This is a genomic window from Acinetobacter sp. 40AMC3-4, assembly GCF_049898185.1.
Taxonomy (GTDB): domain Bacteria; phylum Pseudomonadota; class Gammaproteobacteria; order Pseudomonadales; family Moraxellaceae; genus Acinetobacter.
Genome location: NZ_JAFCXG010000015.1, coordinates 37,310 through 52,530, shown reverse-complemented (window position 1 = coordinate 52,530; position 15,221 = coordinate 37,310). Strand labels below are relative to the sequence as shown.

Genomic DNA, 15,221 nt, shown 5'->3' with positions numbered 1-15,221 from the left:
AAACTATTTTTCAAACTTATCAAATAAAACCCAACTCAATTAAACTCAACTAAGTCACTGTTTTATCAGAGGTTTTAATCTTCATCACCGCCGATGGATGTGCATTCTACAGCATTTCAAAGCCCGTGCAATACTTCTTGCAAAGATTTTTTATCGTGTGTTTATTTTTCAAACCAATAAAAATATAAGTAATTGTTATATATAGTTAATTTATTTTCATTATTTTTGAATTTTATTGAGCACATCCAACAAAACCAACCTAAAAAAAAACTAAGATATTGTTTTATTTGAATTTAAATTATAAAAGTCTTTATCACATGACTTATATCGTTCAATTCACACTCTATTCTTGTTTGATTCTTCAGCAACCTGGCGTTTATATATACAAAACTTGTTTTATCCGGTATTCTTCCAAGATACATAGGCCCGATTTAAATATGAAAAATTGATTGCAACGCTAAAAATTAAAAAGCCATCGCTATTGAGCAATGGCTTTTGGAATATTAAGCAACAATTAGAATTTCATACTGACACGTGCCCAGTAATTACGTCCCATATTATTAAACTGCTCGGTTGCTGGTAAACCTGTCCCGGAAGCACCCATTTTATTTAAGTGCTCGGTATAAGTCCGGTCTAGAACATTATCGACTCCGACTGATACATCCACGCTATCCATAACATGGTAGCTACCGTTTAAAGACAAAATACCAAAGCCTGCGCTCTGCTTGTTATCATAACCCACAATATTACCTTCGTTAAGACTGATCCGGTTTTGACCACCCACTACACGCCATAGCAATCCAAAATTATATTTGTCTTGAACATAGCGCAAGTTAACACGGGCTTCTAAAGGAGAGATTTGTGGCAAAGGCGTATTATCTGTGGTGTTTTCACCCCAGGCATACATGGCGCTGATATCGGCCTGCAGGCGGTCAGTAAACTGGTAACCAATTCCAGCTTCTGCACCAGCGATAGTGGCATCGACATTACGGGTATGTGCTTCAAGCATTCTCATCATGCCAGTAGGTTTATAGGTTGTTAACACATAATCATTGATCAAACCTGCGTATGCGGATGCCCATGAATTGAAATGACCATGCTCATGTTGATAACCAAAATCTAGCTGTAATGTCTTTTCAATATCAATATTGGCAAAAGTATTAACGTTATCATTTCCCGTTTTAGGACTGAATAATTCCCAGTAATCCGGCATACGCTCGACATAACCCAGGCCAATATAGGTCTTGCCATCATCATGATCGGGATGATGATTTTCAAAACGAATAAAGGCACTCGGTAAAGTTTCTTTGCGTTCCTGTTGAGATTGAACAGCGTCTACATTGACCTGATCAAGACGAACACCAGACACCAGCTTATTGTTATCACTGAACAGATAACTCAGTTCTCCAAAAGCTCCCACAGACTGGAATTCCATATCTTTAGTTCGTGGCTGAGTTTGATACAGCGTCATCAGACTTCCGTTACGTTTAGTATGTTCATTATTCTGACTATCAATACCAGTAATCAGCTGCAATTTATCCCACTCATTGGTCATTGCCATACGCGCGTTCAATGTTTTACGTGTCACATTGGTCGCCATTGGCATACTCATCATTCCTCCAGGCTGGAACTCACGTAAACTAAAGTTATCCATAACGTGGTCATTAAAGTTATAGTTCACTTGAGCTTCGACTTTTTGAATGATATCGGTAAGATTTTTCTTTTCTACACGAAGTCCTAAACTTTCGCGGGCAAACTTGGAACCGTCCATTGCACGGCCGGCATAAACTGCTTCACCATCAGCTTTACCGCCAGTCAGCTCTACCCAGGTATCTGTATCTGGAGTCCAGCCCAATGCCAGATCCGCATTCCAGCGCTCCCAATCTGAAGGTACAGTGGTTCCATCTCCATCTTGATAGCTATTCAATACCGAACGATTGGTATTGAGTCGGACATATTTCTGATCATCGCCTGCTGCAACTTCGACATTATGATCCAGACGGCCAAATGACCCCATCAAGACACTGGCCTGACCGCGATAGTTTTGATCTTGATCAAACTGTTCCGGCGTACGTTCGAAAATCACTGTGGCCGCAGAGCCAGTATTGGCATACTGAACCGTTTGCGGTCCTTTAATCACCGAAATACGGTCATAGCTTTCCGGAGAAATATAAGAGGTCGGCGAATCCATACGACTTGGACAGGCGCCCAGGTTTTCGGTGCCATCAGTTAGGATCTTAATTCGTGAACCAAACATGCCGCGGAACGTCACATCACCATTAGTGCCGGCACCGCTATTGACCGAACTAAAGCCGACAATACTTTGCAAATAATCCGCACCATCACTGGCAGGAATCGGTTGAATCGGCTGTTTTGGATCAGCGCGGACAATCAGCCCATTGGCATCATTACCTGATGCTGACGTCACCACAATCGGGGCAAATGTCTGAACCGGCATGGCGTCATTGGCCATCACTATCGAAGAATAACAAGCAACACAAATCGCAGCCGCAAGTGGCTGTAAAGAAAATTTAGGCTGAGCCATTTCTCTATCTCACTAAATACATAAATTAGGCACGGCTTGAGTCAATACCAACCCAAGCTGAAAAATGCAGATTTATGCAGGCAGTGGTGGCGCTCGCCCCTGAGGAATTAAGAAGAGTTGCTGAAGGACAAACCAGACATGCTTAAAGGTTTTTTGATAGGCAATTAAACGGACATGAATCCGGTCAAGAACCTGTTTGATGTCCAGATCAGGCGGTAAGACTAAATTGGCATGAACCTTACAGTACTGACACTGATGATTGGCATCATGATGATCATGTTGAAGATGATCAGATTGGATAAGGTGACTATGCTCGCCAGCGCTATGCTGCGCATGAGCATCTGTCGCGATAAAAAGCGCACGCGTGATGGTTTCACAGACCGGAGCAACCTGATATTGCTTCGGTAACAAAGGCTGTAAAAATACAGCAATCTGTAGAAACACAGCTGCAAATGCAAATAGCAGCCCCGCGCGTAAAAACACAGGCTATTCCTAAAACATGCTTATGTTGATTATAACAAAGCCCAATCAGAATTGGGCTTTGTTAGACCATTTAAATAAACTTTAAAATGATCCTAGCGTTTCACTGCCACCTTGTCTTTATTACGCTGGCGAACCAGTTTTTCCACTTTTTCACGTGCACGTTGACGTTTTAATGGTGATAAATAATCAACAAATAATTTGCCATTTAAGTGATCCATTTCATGTTGGATACACACAGCGAGAAGTCCGTCAGCATCAAGCTCAAATGCTTGACCTTGCAGATTAATTGCCTCGATTTTTACACGTGACGGACGGTCAACTTTATCGTATATTTGAGGAACTGATAGACAGCCTTCTTCGTAGGGCTGCGTTTCTTCAGTCAATGGTGTAATTTTGGGGTTAATAAACACCATCGGTTGATCTTTATCTTCAGACAGATCCATAACAATCAGCTGAATATGACGATCCACCTGAGTCGCGGCAAGTCCGATACCTGGTGCTTCATACATGGTTTCAAACATATCTGCAGCGAGCTGACGAATTTCATCAGTTACTTCTTCGACAGGTTGGGCAATGGTACGAAGACGGGGATCCGGGAAACTTAAAATAGGTAATAAGGCCATACTGCATCCTCAATTATGCCATTGATCAAAAAACCAAATGAAGGGAATGCTTCATCAAAAAAATGTGTGTAAGATCGTTATTATAACGCAACTACGCACATAATTTTAGGAATTATGATAATGAAAAAGGTTTTAAAGGGCATGCCATTTTTTAGTGCCTTGGGGTTTAAAAATCAGATGCTGGCACTTGCTATTTGTGTAGGCGTCAGTATGGGGACCATTCATTCCGCCGAGGCAGCACCTGCACGTAACGTCAATCCACCGGCATTAAAAGCCAGTGCACCGAACGTGTATGTGGTGAAAAAAGGAGATACACTTTGGGATATCTCGAAACGCTTCCTGAAAAATCCGGTACGTTGGCCGGAAATCTGGGCCAGCAACAAGCACGTCAAAAATCCACACTGGATTTTCCCGGGTGACCGCCTACTGATGTGTGATTACCAGGGCCGTCCGATTATTGGTAAAGACGAAGGTGATGGTTGTGAAGGCATTATCAGCCGTTATCTGGGTAGCACCTCCTTGCAACCTCAGATTCGGGTTGAATCGTTAAACAATACCATTCCAGTAATTCCACTAGAACATATCAAGCAGTGGTTGGAACGCTACACCCTGATGGCACCTGATTCAGTTCAAGGTACGCCATATATTCTTGGAACTGCCGATCAGCGCGTACTGGCAGGCAAAGGCCAGAAAGTCTATGTACGTGGTAACGGTCTGGAAGTTGGTCAACGCTATGCCGTGTATCGCGAAGCTGAACCGTATGTATTTACCGATGCGAATGGCAAGAAATATACGGCTGCACTCGAGCTGCAACAGGTGGCATCCGGTATTGCAGTTCGTGGCGAAGGTGATGTCACCACACTTGAACTGACAGATAGTTACAATGCTGAAGTACGTCGCGGTGATCGTGTCTTACCAGAATACGATCCAATGTTACCGACTCTGTTCTATCCGACCAATGCAGAAAATATTGCTGCCGGTGGCCAGATTGTGCGTGTATTGGGGTCAATTGGTACAGCAGCACGTCATAGTGTTGTCACCATTGACCGTGGTACGGCACATGGAGTTCAGACGGGTCATGTCTTTAGTGTGAATCAAAAAGGTGAAGTGGTCACTGATCCTAAAACTAAAGAACGTGTGCAATTGCCAGGTGAGCGTATTGGCCAAATCATGGTATTCAAAAACTTCGATCAATTAAGCTATGCCTATGTGCTAGAGAGCGAATTACCAATCAAGGTTGGTGCAGGAATTCAAGCACCTCTTTTAGATGAATAAATATTTGTCTAAATAAAAAAACTTAATAATAAGAAGACAACCCTATAGGTCTCAATATGCTGAACCCGTTATCACGCGCGCAACTGGAAACAATTACGTTATGGTATCTGGTTCAGCATTCTCTTTCGAGTTTCTATAAAATCAGTCAACATTATGCCGAACTGGCGCATGCCCTTCAGCCGGATCAAGTACCCGTCTGGCAAGCACTCGGCCTTCATGCCAATCATGTGCAGCGCTTAAAAGAGTTTTACCTCCCAGAAGCGCAGCAAAAATTTCAGCGATGTCTGCAGCAGATCCAGCAGGATAGCGATTTTATTTTGCTGCACAGCGATCCGCATTATCCTCAGCAGTTGCATCCTTATGCAGATAAACCACCGATCATTTTTGGTCAGGGTAGATCCGATACCCTGCTTCAGGCACAGATTGCCATTGTGGGCAGCCGCAAACCCAGTCCACACGGCCGGCAAGTAGCTTATGACTTTGCTTTTTATTTGAGTGAACAGGGTTTCTATATCAATAGCGGTCTGGCATACGGTATTGATGAAGCAGCGCATCGGGCTGCGTTACAGCATCAAGGCACGATTGCGGTGATGGCGACCGGACTGGATCAAACCTATCCAGCACAACATCAATCACTACGCCAGCAAATCATTGAGCACGGTGGTGCAGTAATCAGTGAGTTTCTACCAGATACGCTGCCTTTGCAGCACCATTTCCCACGGCGCAACCGAATCGTCAGTGGTTTAAGTCTAGGTGTGATTGTGGCAGAAGCTGCATTAAAAAGTGGTTCTCTGATTACGGCTAAACTGGCAGCTGAGCAAGGTAAAACTGTGTTTGCCATTCCGGGACATATTTACAGCGAGCATTATCAGGGTTGTCACCAACTGATTCGTGAGGGTGCGATTCTGATTGATCATCCACAGCAGGTCATCGAAGAACTGGCACTGGCGACGCAATGGCAGGCTTTAGAAAATACCACCAAAACGAAAGTTACTGAAGCAACATCACAGCAAATTCCACCGCATCTGCTCAGTCTGTATAATCAGCTGGACTGGGTGGGACAGAGTTTGGATCAACTGGGAACGCAGGTTCAGCAAGAGGTATCTGCTTTGACCAGCCAACTCATGGAACTGGAGTTACTCGGTTTTTGTACCCAGCAAGCCGGCCTCTATCTACGTTGTCGGATTCTCAAATAAGGTTCACAATAGCGCTTTGTTGTTTGATATAAGGTATCCACATGATCACTACCTCTGTTGCCGAAGCAGCAGCATGGCTTAAAGATGGACAAGTCTTGGCATATCCTACAGAGGCTGTTTGGGGCTTGGGTTGCGACCCCTATAATGAACAGGCATTTCATCAGATTTTAGAATTAAAACAGCGCCCGATTGAAAAAGGCGTGATTCTGCTGGCAGCTCATCTTTCACAGGTAGAACATCTGTTGCAGGATTTAACTGAAGAAATGCGTGAAAAAGTGATTGAATCCTGGAACCATGACAGACCTGCTGATCGCGCGACCACCTGGTTACTTCCTGCAAATAAAGACATTCCTGACTGGATTAAAGGTCATCACCCTAAAGTAGCCGTCCGCGTGACCACTCACCCGCTCTGTGTCGCATTGTGTCAGGCCTTTGGCGGTTTTATCGTTTCTACCAGTGCCAACCCTGCCGGTATGGAACCTGCCCGCTCACTGCAGGATGCGATCCGCTATTTTGACCAGAATCTAAATTATCTGAATGGTGACCTCGGTTTAAGTCAGCAACCAAGCCGCATCATTGATGCAGTGACTGGCGCAATTATTCGTGACTGAGTCCTGTCTGATTTAGTCGGGACACTCAAGCCCGACTAAAGTTTTAAGACAAAAAAAAGCTCAGCCATATAGGGATGGCTGAGCATAAAAAAGGATGTGCATAAATCACATCCAGAGGGTTCAGAAAATCTCTGGGAGTCTGATAAAACAAGGATTTTCTTGCTTGATCATTCTCGATGGGCGCATTATGAAAGAAACTGAATGCGACGACAAGTACAATAAAACAATCAAATAATACATATTTTCTATTAATAGCAAACAATTTTTGAGCAATATTCAAAATATCTTGCTCTTTCTATTCTCTTTTTAAAATAAAACGATATTTTTCTATTTGTTTTAACATTTGAAAATTAGCATTTAAAAGGGGATTTCAATTAAAAAAGTTTTGATCAACCGCTCAATATTTAATCAGACAAAATTCTTAATTAGCTCTTTTAATTCCTGATTAAGCGGATCTTCCGGGATATTGAGCACAGAGGATTCCAAGTAAAATGATGCCACCGCCGATACTGTGATACATGGTCCACGCTTCACCCAGCCACAAATATGCGACTACTGCAGTAAAAACCGGCATCAGATTCATAAAAATACTGCTGCGATTGGGACCAAGTTGCTGCACAGCCATCATCCAGAATAACGGCGCGGCAATGGATGGGAAAATTCCGGCATAGATAATGCTGGCTGCATTAGCATGATTGATGCTGTCCAGACCTAAAATCAATACCAAAGGAATATGATAGAGAAAGGCCATAAAAATCTGAATATACAGGCTCACTAAGAGTGGAATCTGAATCTGCCATTTTTTCAGAAACACGCCATAACAGGCATAGAAAAATACTGCGATCAACATCAACAGATCGCCAATATAACTTTCACCAACAGTTAAAAACTGCAGGCCCTGCCCTTGTGCCATGACATACATTAAGCCAATAAAAGACAGAAGACTCCCCAGCACTGCAGCCTGTGTTGGGCCAATCCTTAAAACAAAAATACCCACGATAATGGTAAAAATAGGAATAAAGGCATTGATCAGGCCCATATTGGTTGCAGTGGTATAGTGTGCCGAACTATAAGCCAACCCCTGATAAAGCACCATTCCCAGCGCACTCAAAACAGCAAAATGCCCGAGATATGGACGGATCTCCGGCCACGCTGCTTTGACTTTGGGCAACATGAATGGAGTTAAAATCAGTAAGGCCAAGGCCCAGCGGTAGAAACTGATACTGATGGGAGAAATATAATCTGCCACATAGCGGGTGACAGTCATATTCAGAGACCAAATCAAAACTGCGGCCAGTGGTAAGGCCATGGCCCACCAGACTGCCTTTTGTTGCTGTGTCATACTTTCATCCATGAGTCGCTGGTCTTGTTATTAAGCTATGCGTATTCGCGCATCCTAGCATAATAGATTTTTCACATAATATTGAGGCAATTTGCAGCTTTAAGTAACTGAGCTCACCTGTTTTTACTTGTACTGAAAGCGAATACCCGTTAAAACAAATACCGTTCAGTCGCAATAAACAGGAAATCTAATGACTCGCTCTGTATATGACATTCCAGTCAAAACCATTGAAGGAACAGAAACCACTTTAAACCAGTACCAAGGTAAGGTTTTGCTGGTGGTTAACGTCGCATCTAAATGTGGCCTGACGCCGCAATATGAAGGCTTACAAAAACTGTATCAGGACAAAAAAGCGGAAGGTCTGGAAATTCTGGGCTTCCCTGCCAATAACTTTTTGGAACAGGAACCGGGTAGCGAAGCCGAGATTCAGGAATTCTGCTCAGTGAATTATAAAGTTGACTTCCCGCTATTTGCTAAAATCTCTGTCGCGGGTGAAGACAAGCATCCTTTATATGCCAACCTTACGCAGGCTGTACCGGAACGTATCGGTGAAGGCCCTTGGTGGAAAGATCTGGTCGATTATGGTTTAACCCCAAATCAGCCACCAGAAGTGCTCTGGAACTTTGAAAAATTCCTGATCAATAAAAATGGTGAAGTAGTGGCACGTTTTGCTCCAGATATTACTGCAGATGATCAACGGATTGTCGATGCAGTGAATGCAGAACTTGCAAAATAATTCTCGATTATTCTCATAAGCATCAAGCTTGAAATAAGTATCTATTTTCTTGGTAGATACTTATTTTTTTTATTTAAAAACGATTATTTAATTGCATTAAAATTCACCTAAAAACATTTTCAAAGTGATTGCAGGCCAAACAAGCCAATTTGGTGAGAGCAAAGTACTTCTTTACCAGCTTTTAATAATCTTTTTCTTGTTTTTGAATAGAGCAACGTTCGCAACCCAGAAGAATTGTTATGAGTTTGCAACAATCTTTTTTATCTCCATAGTTTGTCCTTATATTAAATACTACTCAAATTCCATCACCTGTATCGAGACTCTGATTCCATGTCCAAGATTCTTGCCAATGCTGTCCTTCCTTTCGCATTATTTAGCTCTGGAATTTTACTGATGGGCTGTGAACAGGCTGTCGAAGCACCGGCTGAACAGGCAGATACCACGACCTCAGATCTGGAACCAGCCTCTCAGCAACAGAGTTCAGCAGCACAAACCGAACTTAAATCGGGCAATATGTTTTATATGGTTCGTGATGTCGCCGACTTGCAGCTCAAGGCCGGCAGTTATGTAGAACAGTTAAAACAGACCCAGACCGAACTGCAAACGGCGGTCGAAGCTAAAGATACCCAGCAACTGGAGTCCACTGCGACCCAGCTACAACAGCAACTTAGCAGTTTTAATCAGGTGTTAGGCAACCTGAACTTGAAAAGTCAGGAAATTGACCAGATTCGTGACAACATTATGACCGCCAATCAGCAAGTTCTGGCTTCTCCTCTTTTAAATGGTCAGGTGGATTTCAGCCAAGTGAACTTGAAAAAGATTGAATCCCAGATGGTTAATGTGCAATCCGAAATGGTCAAACTGGCCGGCTTGCTGATCCAGAATCCAGATCAGGAATCAAAGAGCAATACTGATCAGGACAATACTTAAAATACCTAAAAATCTCATTTTGAGGCGATTGATCGAAACCCACCTTCCTCAATCGTCTTGCAGGCTATACACTGTTATGGATTATAAAAATTATATTTAGATCAAGAATTTTCATCTAATCAGATCATCAGGAGTTCAATCATGTCGAATTCAGTGCTGTATTCTGTGGTTCCAGTCACATCCCGGCTTGATCTGAAAGATCCTTTTATTTTTACCGTTCATCATCAAGATCATTATCCGCAAGGCAATGTCGAATTAGGCACAGTTTCCCCGCCACAGCAGCATGAATATGACATGTATTATGGCGAGAGTATTCCCGGCTTTCCGGAGCATCCGCATACTGGCTTTGAAACCATTACCATTGTCGAGCGCGGTTATGTCGATCATTTTGACTCGCTGGGAAACTCGGGACGTTATGGCGCGGGTGATGTGCAATGGCTGACTACCGGCAATGGGGTACAGCATTGCGAGATGTTTCCTTTAGTCCATCAGGATCAGGACAATCCTCTGGAGCTGTTTCAAATCTGGCTGAATTCCTCACCGGAACAAAAAAAGCAGCCGGCCGATTATAAAATGTTGTGGCGTGAACATATTCCACATGTATTTTCAGCCGATGCGACCGGACGTAAAGCGGAGATCCGGGTCATTTCAGGACAGTTTAAACAGACTCAGGCACTGGATCGTCCGCCACATTCATGGGCAGCCATTCCAGAGAATCAACTCAATATGTATTTAATCACTTTAAAGCCGGAAGCAGAATTAACCATTCCTGCCAGCACTGCTACTGCAACGCGTTTTTGTTATTTTTATCAAGGTAGAAGCTTGGAGCTTGAAGGACAGAAGATAGCGCCGAAGCATCTACTTGAACTCAAACCGGATGCAGATATTCAGCTCAAAGGTGGGCTGCTGGAATCACATATTTTATGGCTGGAAGGTGAACCGATCGGTGCACCAGTTGCCATGCATGGACCTTTTGTTTTGAATAGTGCGCAAGAGCTGGATACTGCTTTTCGCCGTTATCGCGAAACCCAGTTTGGTGGCTGGCCTTGGCCAAGCGCTGAACCGTCATTTCCACCAGAACATCCACGTTTCGCCAGTTATGAAGGCGGTAAACGTGAAGAATATTCAGACCAACTAGACAAAGAAACCACTAAATAGTGGCTTCTTTGACATTGGATCAGCTCATATTATTCTTTCGGGCTTTTGACAACGACTAGTTTCTTCTGCACAAACTCTCTAAAACCATCAATCGACAGTTCATGTCCATAACCGGAATTTTTGATTCCACCAAATGGCAATTCGGGCGTGGTGTCAGTAAACCAGTTGATCCAGATCATGCCGGTTTCTACCCGTGACGCCAGCTTTTTCGCCCGCTCAATATCCTGAGCATGGATCACGCCACCCAGACCATAATTGGAATCATTGGCAATTTCGACAATTTCATCATCATCCTTGGCCACATAGATTTGCGCCACCGGGCCAAAGAATTCTTCATACCAGGCTTCATTTTCACGCGTGATATTTTCCAGAATCGTTGGTGTATAGAAATTGCCTTGATGTTCTACAGCCTTACCGCCAATGACCACAGTTGCACCTTGTGCTACGGCCTTATCGACCTGCTTGGTCAGTTTTTCCAGCGCATCTTTTGAAGACAGTGGCCCTAAAGTGGTTTCAGGATCAAGCGGATCACCCAGTTTTAACTGTTCAAAGGCGTTCAGCATGCCGGCTTTGAATTGTTCGGCAATTTTTTCATGCAGAATAAATCGCTTCGCCGCCGTACATACCTGCCCGGCATTATTGACACGCGCCTGACAGCCTAACTTGATCGCGCGTTCCAGATCTGCATCATCGAGTACGATAAATACATCATTACCGCCCAGTTCCAGCGTTGATTTTTTAAGATGTTTGCCCGCCTGTTCAGCGACTGCACTGCCCGCACCTTCTGAACCTGTGAGTGCCACACCACGCACACGCTTGTCTGCAATTACTTCAGCGACCTGATCACTGCTGATAAACAGATTGGTCCAGACACCTTTGGGTGCGCCTGCATCCAAGACCAGTTGCTCAAAAGCTTCAGCACATTGCGGCACAATGCCGGCATGTTTTGCCAGAACCGGATTACCAATGGCACAGTTCGGTGCAAATACCCGCATCAGTTGATAAAATGGGAAATTCCACGGTTCTACCGCCATGATAATACCCAGTGGATGATGCTCAACCCAGGCCTCACCCAGTTCCGTTTCATAGGACACGGGCGCTAAAAACTCTTTGGCATGATCAGCATAATATTCGGCAATTTTGGCGCAGGTTTCGATTTCACCTTCACCCTGCTTGATCAGTTTCCCCATATCCTGGGTCATAAGCTTGGCCAGTTCAGCTTTTTGCGCTCGCATGTTGGTAGCCAATTTACGCAGTACTGCAATACGGATATCGACCTGCTGTGACCATTCTGACTTTAGAATTTTTTCTGCAGTATCGAGTGCATGTTGAATATCTTGATCGCTATGCGATGGGTAGTCTTTCAATTTTCGATTGGTAAATGGATTAATAGATTGATAAGCCATGGTTTTCCCTTTTTTCAATTATAAGTTTTGCCTGTTCTAAACTTCTATCGTATTAAGCTATAACAAGCGAAATCTGTTCGAATCATTTAACTTATCACTGATTTTTTTATGGCGTGTGCAGGTTTACAGATTGGTTCAAAACATTACTGAGAAAGGGTAAAAGTTATATCGAGTGGTACAAATTAAAATTTATTTAAGAATCGGAAATGTAAAACCAACACTCTCAAGATCGATACTTGCAAAAATTCCAAGCTAAAACAAATAATCTAAATCAGCTGTTTTAAGGTGATGCTAAAAATATAAATTTCAAATTTTCAGGTGTGTAGTACATTATTCTATATAGTAGAAAAAAGAAAATTCATAATGAGTCAAATACCATCTAATATCATTCAAACAGCAGAAAACTATTTTGATAATACAGTTTTAGAAACGACTGATACTATTTTTCAAGAAATTTTAAAAGCTTTTCCAATAGCATCTTCAGGTTTAGCGATTTATAAAGTTTTCAGAAGCTATAACGAAAAGCAAAAATTAAAAAATATCCTGGAATTTATAAAGGAAGGTGAAAAGTTAGCATCAGGAACATTACTAAAAATCTTCAAGAATCAAAACAACTTAGAAATAGGTGGTGAATTACTCAATGCTTTAGATAAAGTCTATTTAATCCATCAATCTAAAATGCTCGCTCGTTTAGCTCTTTTATATGATGCGAAAGAAATAAATCGTGAAAATTTTTTAAGATATGCTCATATTATTCCTCAATTTACATCGTTTTTATTAGAAGGGTTAGAAAAAGCCTACTTATCATTTGAAATGAACAAATCCAAGAAGGATTACTACCTTACGAATAATGAATGTAACTTTTCAGCATCTGAATTAGAAAAGTTTGGTTTTTTGTACGTAGTAGCTACATTTGGTTCTGGCAATAATTATGGTAGAGAAAAAGACTTAATCTTTTTTTATGAACACATATATAAAAACAAACATGATAAGAACCTATGAACTATAAAAAAACCACCCTTTCGGGTGGTTTTTTCAATCTCAAACCGTCTCTTATTGAGCGCGGTTTTTGATTTTGCGGATCGTTTCCAACTGTGCAGCAGTTTCTGCAAGAGCAGCCAAAGCAGCAGCAGCGTCCAAATCGCTCTTTTGATTCGCAAGCAATGCTTCAGCGTGTTTACGCGCTTCAACAATAGCTGCTTCATCTAAGTTTTCTGCACGGACTGCAGTATCTGCAAGAACCGTAACAACATGCGGTTGAACTTCTAGAACACCACCAGATACATAGATCAACTCTTCTGTACCGTTTTCCAAAATAACGCGGATCGCGCCAGGTTGGAGCAAAGTTACCAGCGGAGCATGGCCAGGCATAATACCCAACTCACCGCCAGCACCTTTTGCAATTAGCATAGTTATAGTGCCTGAGTACAAAGACTCCTGAACACTTACAACATCACATTGCATAGTCGCCATGAGAATCTCCTAAATTAGAGTAGCTAATTAAAGTTTCTCGGCTTTAGCAATAACTTCGTCAATACCACCAACCATGTAGAACGCTTGTTCTGGGATGTGATCGTATTCACCAGCTAGAAGACCTTTAAAGCCACGAATCGTTTCTTTAAGAGATACTAATTTACCAGGAGCACCAGTAAATACTTCAGCTACGTGGAACGGTTGAGAGAAGAAACGCTGGATTTTACGCGCACGGTAAACAACCAGTTTATCTTCTTCAGCAAGCTCGTCCATACCAAGAATCGCGATGATGTCTTTAAGCTCTTTATAACGTTGCAATACGTTCTGTACAGAACGTGCAATTTCATAATGCTCTTGACCAACAACTAACGGATCTAACTGGCGTGAAGTTGAGTCTAGTGGATCGATCGCTGGGTAAATACCACTCGACGCGATGTCACGGCTCAATACAACAGTTGCGTCTAAGTGAGCAAACGTTGTAGCAGGCGATGGATCTGTTAAGTCATCGGCAGGTACGTATACCGCTTGGATTGACGTAATAGAACCAGACTTAGTCGATGTAATACGTTCTTGAAGAACACCCATCTCTTCTGCAAGTGTAGGCTGGTAACCTACTGCAGATGGCATACGACCTAGAAGTGCTGATACTTCAGTACCCGCTAGTGTATAACGATAAATGTTATCTACAAACAATAGTACGTCACGGCCTTTACCGTTTTCGTCTTTCTCGTCACGGAAATATTCAGCCATAGTAAGACCAGTCAACGCTACGCGTAAACGGTTACCCGGTGGCTCGTTCATCTGACCGTAGACCATTGCTACTTTGTCTAGAACGTTAGAATCTTTCATTTCGTGATAGAAGTCGTTACCTTCACGAGTACGCTCACCAACACCAGCAAACACAGATAAACCTGAGTGAGCTTTCGCGATGTTGTTGATCAACTCCATCATGTTTACAGTTTTACCAACACCGGCACCACCGAACAGACCAACTTTACCACCTTTCGCGAACGGGCAAAGTAAGTCGATGACTTTAATACCAGTTTCTAAAAGGTCAGTAGAAGCCGCTTGTTCTGCATAAGAAGGCGCTTGACGGTGAATTGGTAAACGCGCTTCAGTCGCAACAGGACCAGCTTCGTCGATCGGGCGACCAAGAACGTCCATGATACGGCCTAGAGTCGCTGTACCTACTGGTACAGAAATCGGCGCGTTAGTGTTAGTTACGTTCAAACCACGCTTAAGGCCTTCAGTAGAACCCATTGCAATAGTACGAACTACGCCATCACCAAGCTGTTGCTGAACTTCTAAAGTAGTTTCAGTACCATCTACTTGGAGAGCGTCATAGATCTTAGGAACGCTGTTGCGTTCAAACTCGACGTCGATAACCGCGCCGATGATCTGAATGATACGACCGCTATTCATTGCTGTCTCCTCAATTCAAAA

At 42.9% G+C, this 15,221-nt stretch carries 14 protein-coding genes; 7 read left to right on the top strand and 7 right to left on the bottom strand.

Translation table 11 applies throughout. The features are described from left to right. Positions 1-514: 514 nt before the first annotated feature. The 3 genes from ACP7BU_RS13865 to def all read right to left on the bottom strand — a co-directional run bounded on the left by ACP7BU_RS13865 (position 515) and on the right by def (position 3,651). The gene (locus tag ACP7BU_RS13865) at positions 515-2,545 is read right to left on the bottom strand and encodes a TonB-dependent copper receptor (protein ID WP_425880119.1); all 2,031 of its coding nucleotides are present in this window, start codon (positions 2,543-2,545) and stop codon (positions 515-517) included. 72 nt (positions 2,546-2,617) lie between these two features. Then, positions 2,618-3,028, bottom strand: a complete 411-nt coding sequence (locus ACP7BU_RS13860) for a DUF2946 family protein (protein WP_004644876.1) — start codon at positions 3,026-3,028, stop codon at positions 2,618-2,620. A gap of 92 nt (positions 3,029-3,120) precedes the next feature. Beyond that, the gene (def, locus tag ACP7BU_RS13855) at positions 3,121-3,651 is read right to left on the bottom strand and encodes a peptide deformylase (RefSeq protein ID WP_044112406.1); all 531 of its coding nucleotides are present in this window, start codon (positions 3,649-3,651) and stop codon (positions 3,121-3,123) included. A gap of 120 nt (positions 3,652-3,771) precedes the next feature. Here def and ACP7BU_RS13850 point away from each other — a divergent pair, with 120 nt between their 5' ends. From ACP7BU_RS13850 to ACP7BU_RS13840, 3 genes are read left to right on the top strand one after another with little or no spacing between them, the layout of a single operon-like run. Next, positions 3,772-4,926 carry a LysM peptidoglycan-binding domain-containing protein gene (locus ACP7BU_RS13850; RefSeq protein WP_243474751.1) on the top strand — a complete coding sequence of 385 codons (1,155 nt, stop codon included), beginning with the start codon at positions 3,772-3,774 and terminating at the stop codon, positions 4,924-4,926. 56 nt (positions 4,927-4,982) lie between these two features. Then, positions 4,983-6,122, top strand: coding sequence for a DNA-processing protein DprA (gene dprA, locus ACP7BU_RS13845; protein ID WP_253145948.1), 1,140 nt, complete (start codon positions 4,983-4,985; stop codon positions 6,120-6,122). A 41-nt stretch (positions 6,123-6,163) separates the two neighbouring features. Next, positions 6,164-6,733 (top strand): L-threonylcarbamoyladenylate synthase, encoded by a 570-nt coding sequence (locus ACP7BU_RS13840; RefSeq protein WP_086044343.1) that lies wholly within the window; start codon positions 6,164-6,166, stop codon positions 6,731-6,733. Between the two features lie 445 nt (positions 6,734-7,178). Here the strand turns inward: ACP7BU_RS13840 and ACP7BU_RS13835 are convergent, their stop codons facing one another. Further along, positions 7,179-8,075 carry a DMT family transporter gene (locus tag ACP7BU_RS13835; protein WP_425880120.1) on the bottom strand — a complete coding sequence of 299 codons (897 nt, stop codon included), beginning with the start codon at positions 8,073-8,075 and terminating at the stop codon, positions 7,179-7,181. A 190-nt stretch (positions 8,076-8,265) separates the two neighbouring features. Here ACP7BU_RS13835 and ACP7BU_RS13830 point away from each other — a divergent pair, with 190 nt between their 5' ends. The 3 genes from ACP7BU_RS13830 to ACP7BU_RS13820 all read left to right on the top strand — a co-directional run bounded on the left by ACP7BU_RS13830 (position 8,266) and on the right by ACP7BU_RS13820 (position 10,899). Further along, positions 8,266-8,811, top strand: coding sequence for a glutathione peroxidase (locus tag ACP7BU_RS13830; RefSeq protein ID WP_005249624.1), 546 nt, complete (start codon positions 8,266-8,268; stop codon positions 8,809-8,811). Positions 8,812-9,141: 330 nt separating this feature from the next. Further along, the gene (locus ACP7BU_RS13825) at positions 9,142-9,741 is read left to right on the top strand and encodes a hypothetical protein (RefSeq protein ID WP_425880121.1); all 600 of its coding nucleotides are present in this window, start codon (positions 9,142-9,144) and stop codon (positions 9,739-9,741) included. Positions 9,742-9,882: 141 nt separating this feature from the next. Then, positions 9,883-10,899, top strand: coding sequence for a pirin family protein (locus ACP7BU_RS13820; RefSeq protein WP_425880122.1), 1,017 nt, complete (start codon positions 9,883-9,885; stop codon positions 10,897-10,899). Between the two features lie 29 nt (positions 10,900-10,928). Here the strand turns inward: ACP7BU_RS13820 and ACP7BU_RS13815 are convergent, their stop codons facing one another. After that, a complete protein-coding gene (locus ACP7BU_RS13815; protein WP_425880123.1) occupies positions 10,929-12,305 on the bottom strand; it encodes an NAD-dependent succinate-semialdehyde dehydrogenase in 1,377 nt (458 codons plus the stop codon). 363 nt (positions 12,306-12,668) lie between these two features. Between ACP7BU_RS13815 and ACP7BU_RS13810 the strand changes: the two genes are divergently transcribed. Next, complete coding sequence (locus ACP7BU_RS13810) at positions 12,669-13,307, top strand: hypothetical protein (RefSeq protein ID WP_138743286.1); 639 nt, start codon at positions 12,669-12,671, stop codon at positions 13,305-13,307. 51 nt (positions 13,308-13,358) lie between these two features. Here ACP7BU_RS13810 and ACP7BU_RS13805 read toward each other — a convergent pair whose 3' ends face one another. Together ACP7BU_RS13805 and atpD are read right to left on the bottom strand one after the other, a co-directional pair. Next, a complete protein-coding gene (locus ACP7BU_RS13805) occupies positions 13,359-13,778 on the bottom strand; it encodes a F0F1 ATP synthase subunit epsilon (RefSeq protein ID WP_004732608.1) in 420 nt (139 codons plus the stop codon). A 27-nt stretch (positions 13,779-13,805) separates the two neighbouring features. After that, positions 13,806-15,200 carry a F0F1 ATP synthase subunit beta gene (atpD, locus tag ACP7BU_RS13800; RefSeq protein ID WP_004644863.1) on the bottom strand — a complete coding sequence of 465 codons (1,395 nt, stop codon included), beginning with the start codon at positions 15,198-15,200 and terminating at the stop codon, positions 13,806-13,808. Between the last annotated feature and the right edge of the window lie 21 nt (positions 15,201-15,221).